This window comes from Tepidanaerobacter sp. EBM-38, assembly GCA_001896545.1.
Lineage (GTDB): Bacteria > Bacillota > Thermosediminibacteria > Thermosediminibacterales > Tepidanaerobacteraceae > Tepidanaerobacter.
Genome location: MPOT01000072.1, coordinates 1 through 3,818, shown reverse-complemented (window position 1 = coordinate 3,818; position 3,818 = coordinate 1). Strand labels below are relative to the sequence as shown.

Here is a 3,818-nt window from a genome sequence, read left to right as displayed (position 1 = left end):
CTTTCCAACAGTATATCTCAATCTCGGCGGTGCTGCGCTTTTTGGATAACTTATTGGTATAATATAGGCCCTTACTATATTTCCCTATCCAAAATAAAAAACTCATCCAGATGAACTGTGTACTATGTTGCTTATTATTTTTATCGTTTTCAGTACTTTTAAGATTGAGCAAAACACTATAGGCTTCTTTTTTAGTCATATTATAATCCCCCCATTCTTCGTTTAACATAATATTCTATTTTTTGCCGTTTTTTCCTTCTTATGTTATAAAAATAAATGGAAGGATTAATAATCCTTCCATTTATTTTTATAATAGCTACTAATAATATTACAACTTACAGCGCAAATTTTGTTCACATATTTTGTATTTTTATTTTGCAATTAGTATTACAAAACTCGGCAGGCGAATCCATAGCAATACTTAATAGTTCGCAACTGAACCATGTATAGCTTGAACCTCGAATAGGGAAATACTTATGAGGTTTGATATATTTACAAGGTTTATCGTTCATAATACATGGAATGATGCATCTTCTACAAGCCCAACTTTGTTGTATATCTTTTGGAGTCAGCAGAGCATTTGCAAGAATGCATTTATAAATACTTCCGGAGGAATCCAGAGATTTATAATCTTTATGTTTTGTTAGATACCGGCAGTATTTATTCAATTTGACAATGCCTCCCATTTTTTATGGCTATAAGCTTTATAGTTATTTTTTAGTTATAAAAAACAGTTAAATTACTTTCTATCTCTCTAAAAGCCTTTGTTCATAAAATATGAGAAGCATATAAATAAAGTGCATAAATTATTAAATTTCTACTCATCGATTAAGTGCAAGCATTTATTTGCTATTTATTTCTATTATTCTCCCTCAATTAGCTCGATTAGCAATTCCACGCTTTGAACAATATCATTAAAATTTACCATTTCTGTCGGAGTGTGTATGTATCTTGTAGGAATAGATAAAGCCCCTGATGGTACGCCTGAGCGTGTTAAATGTATTGCTCCAGTATCTGTACCACCTTTTTCAAGCACTTCTAACTGAAAAGGTGTGTTTTTCCTTTTGGCAGCATCTATTAACGCTTTTTTTACTTCAGGATGACATATAACAGAACTATCTTTTACTTTTATTGCGGGCCCTTTTCCTAACTCTACAGCAATTTTTTCTGCTTCAGGAGTATCCCCTGTGTCTGTAACATCTACAGCTATGGCAAAATCAGGCTCGACTCCATAAGCAGAAGTCTTTGCACCTCTTAAGCCTACTTCTTCTTGGACAGTAAAAACTACAAATAAATTATATTTAGGATTTCTTAACCTTTTAAGAACTTCTATCAAAATAGCACATCCTACCCTGTCATCCAATGAATTAGATATAATATGATCTCCTATAATGCTACATTCCTTATTATATACTCCAAAATCACCTATATTAACCCTTTCAAATGCGTCCTCTTTCGATTTTGCTCCAATGTCAATAAACATTTTATTAATTTTCAAATTCTTAATATCATCCATTTTTTCCATTCCAATAACCCCTAAAGTCCCATTAGCAAAAACAACTCTTTGTCCTATTAATGTAAATGGAGATATCCCACCTATATTCGAAAACCTCAAAAAACCTTTTTCATCTATATTTGTTATGATTATACCTATTTCATCCATATGAGCTGCCAACATCAATCTTTTTCCCGGCCCTGTTTTTGTGGCAATAATATTCCCCAACCTGTCAACAGTGACTGAATCGGCATAGGGTTTAATTTCATCAATAATTTTCTTTCTAATTTTATCTTCGCTTCCCGAAGGACCAAATACTTCAGTCAGTTCCTTTATTAAAACTTTCATTTTAAAATTCCCCTTTCCTGTACATGATGGATTATAACATCAATTAAAGAAATTGTATGTCCTATGTCTTTGAAATTGGCTATAGCTATAGGAGAATGTATGTATCTGCATGGTACAGAAAAAATTACGGTTGGAATACCTTGATAAGTTGTATAAATTCTACCACCGTCAGTACCACCAAAGGTAGTCCTCTTATATTGATAGGGTATATTATGGTTCTCTGCTATTTGTATAATCCAGTTTATTAACTTTTTTTCTGCAATATAAGTTCTGTCCATAAAAGTTATCGCCGGCCCTTTCCCCAAAGTTGTGCAATATTCTTCTTCTTTTGTATCAGGTACATCAGATGCAAAAGTTCCTTCTACTACAATAGCAAAGTCAGGATTAACAGTATAAGCCGCTACCGCAGAACCTCGAAGACCGATTTCCTCCTGAACTGTAAATACTCCTGTAATATGTACATTATAAGTTTTCTTTAATATTTCAGAGATAATATAACAACCGATTCTATCATCTAATGCCTTCCCCATAATTATATTATCCACCGAGCTGAATTCTGTATCAAAAACTGCATAGTCTCCAATTTTCACTTTTGTTTCTGCATCTTCTTTGTCTTTTGCACCAATATCTATATATAGATTCTTAGATTTTAGTGGTATTTCCCTTTCCTTTGGATCTTGTAAATGTATTGCTTTTGATCCTATGACTCCTTTAATCTTATTCGATCCTACAACTACGTTTTTTGATACAAGGATTCTCTCATCGATACCTCCGACTGTATCAAATCGTAGCAAACCATTGTTTTCAATATATTTTATCATGAAACCCACTTCATCCATATGAGCACATAACATTAAGCTTGGCTTATTACATTTTGCAGTTTTTTCAATAAATAGATTTCCTAAAGCATCCGTTTTAGATTTTCCTACATCACATAAATTCTGTCTTATAATATCTCTGACTTCGCCTTCAGCACCTGAAACGCCAAAAGCATTAGAAAGTTGCTTTAATAACATGCCAATCCCTCCATAAAATCTTTACATAATGATGCTATAAAAAGAGCAAGAAGGCGACCTGACATTTTTATATCATCTAAGCATAGAGTTTCTACAGTAGTATGCATATATTTCAGAGGTATTGACACGAGAGCTGTAGGGATGCCCTCTTTGGTAATTTGAATAGCCCAGGCATCGGTGCCGGTCGCAGACGGCTGAGGGTCAAGCTGATAAGGTATTTTATAGTCTTCAGCTATCTGCTTTAATCGATTATAAAGTTTCGGATGGATATTGGGCCCTAGAGCCAAAGCTGGCCCTAATCCTAGTTTCTGTGTATCATATTCTGGTGTATCTGGCATATTCCCATGGCAAACATCGATAGCTATTCCAATATCCGGATAAATACCATAGCTGCTGACTATTGCACCTCTTAAGCCCACCTCCTCTTGTGCTGTAGCTACTGCATATACACTTACAGCATGCTTGAGTTTAGATAATTCCTCTAATGCAACTAACATTACAGCAATACCGGCTCTATCATCTAAAGCATTCGATGAAAAGCAATTATTAAGCAGCTCAACTGGTTTCCTCTTAAAAGTTATAAAATCTCCAATAGTGATATATCTTTGAACATCTTGTGGTGCAAGTCCTGTATCGATAAACATATTTTCAGCTTTAACCGCTTTTTTGCGTTCATCCGTTTCTTGGATATGTGGTGGTTTACTGCCAATAATTCCTGGTATATTTTTGCGTCCATGGATAATTACTTCTTGAGCTGGCAGTATTCGTTGGTCTACACCTCCTATAAATGCAAAACGTATAAATCCTTCATCATCAATGCGTTTTACCATTAAACCGATTTCATCCATATGAGCAGCGAGCATTATTTTATGTTCTGGCAACAATCCCCTTTTCAAGCTGATTACGTTTCCGAATTTATCACATTTTACTTCATCACAATAATTTGAAAAAGCCTCCTT

The 3,818-nt window shown here is 34.3% G+C and carries 4 protein-coding genes; all 4 read right to left on the bottom strand.

What is annotated here, in order from left to right:
* Nucleotides 1–199, bottom strand: a 199-nt coding sequence (locus tag BUC45_RS08245; RefSeq protein ID WP_296971561.1) for a hypothetical protein, incomplete at its 3' end; no start/stop codon positions are given.
* Nucleotides 200–862: 663 nt separating this feature from the next.
* The gene (locus tag BUC45_RS08240) at nt 863–1,843 is read right to left on the bottom strand and encodes a M42 family metallopeptidase (protein ID WP_296971558.1); all 981 of its coding nucleotides are present in this window, start codon (nt 1,841–1,843) and stop codon (nt 863–865) included.
* The gene (locus BUC45_RS08235) at nt 1,840–2,859 is read right to left on the bottom strand and encodes a M42 family metallopeptidase (protein WP_296971557.1); all 1,020 of its coding nucleotides are present in this window, start codon (nt 2,857–2,859) and stop codon (nt 1,840–1,842) included. Before BUC45_RS08235 ends, BUC45_RS08240 begins: the two co-directional genes overlap by 4 nt.
* Nucleotides 2,850–3,818, bottom strand: a 969-nt coding sequence (locus tag BUC45_RS08230) for a M42 family metallopeptidase (protein WP_296971555.1), incomplete at its 5' end; no start/stop codon positions are given. The genes BUC45_RS08235 and BUC45_RS08230, both read right to left, overlap by 10 nt.

Bases quoted from the DNA above. Each gene is read 5' to 3' on its own strand.
- BUC45_RS08235 (WP_296971557.1), bottom strand. From the start codon at position 2,859: ATGTTATTAAAGCAACTTTCTAATGCTTTTGGCGTTTCAGGTGCTGAA.
- BUC45_RS08240 (WP_296971558.1), bottom strand. From the start codon at position 1,843: ATGAAAGTTTTAATAAAGGAACTGACTGAAGTATTTGGTCCTTCGGGA.